Consider the following 498-nt stretch of genomic DNA (forward strand, 5'->3'; position numbering starts at 1 on the left):
TGGTGACACGCCTCGAAGAGGAGACCCGGATCGGCAAAGGCGGGACCCTGGCGGCGCAGCTGTCGCGGCTCGACCTGATCGTTCTCGACGAGCTCGGTTATCTGCCGTTCGCCCGCTCGGGAGGGCAGTTGCTGTTCCACCTCATCAGCAAGCTTTATGAGCGGACCAGCGTCATCATCACCACGAACCTCGCCTTCGGCGAATGGCCGACCGTGTTCGGCGATCCCAAGATGACCACGGCGCTGCTCGACCGCGTCACCCACCACTGCGATATCGTCGAGACGGGCAACGACAGCTGGCGCTTCAAAAACCGCAGCTGACAGCCACCTTCGGCGCCTTCAAAAATCTATCTTGCGCTGCGCGCGCCTCCGGTCGGGCTACGCCCGCCCTCCGCCGCACGCAGCGCAAGGCCATCTTCAACAAACCAGCATCATATTATCTGAAAAGGGGGTCCCTCTTCGACGCCGATCGGGGGTCCCTTTTGAACGCCGTTTGACA

At 62.2% G+C, this 498-nt stretch carries 1 protein-coding gene; it reads left to right on the plus strand.

The window, feature by feature from the left end:
* On the plus strand, nt 1-320 hold a 320-nt coding region (locus tag LL253_RS19690), incomplete at its 5' end, for an ATP-binding protein (RefSeq protein WP_164847550.1).
* Between the last annotated feature and the right edge of the window lie 178 nt (nt 321-498).

The organism is Sphingobium soli, assembly GCF_020782245.1.
Taxonomy (GTDB): Bacteria; Pseudomonadota; Alphaproteobacteria; order Sphingomonadales; family Sphingomonadaceae; genus Sphingobium; species Sphingobium soli.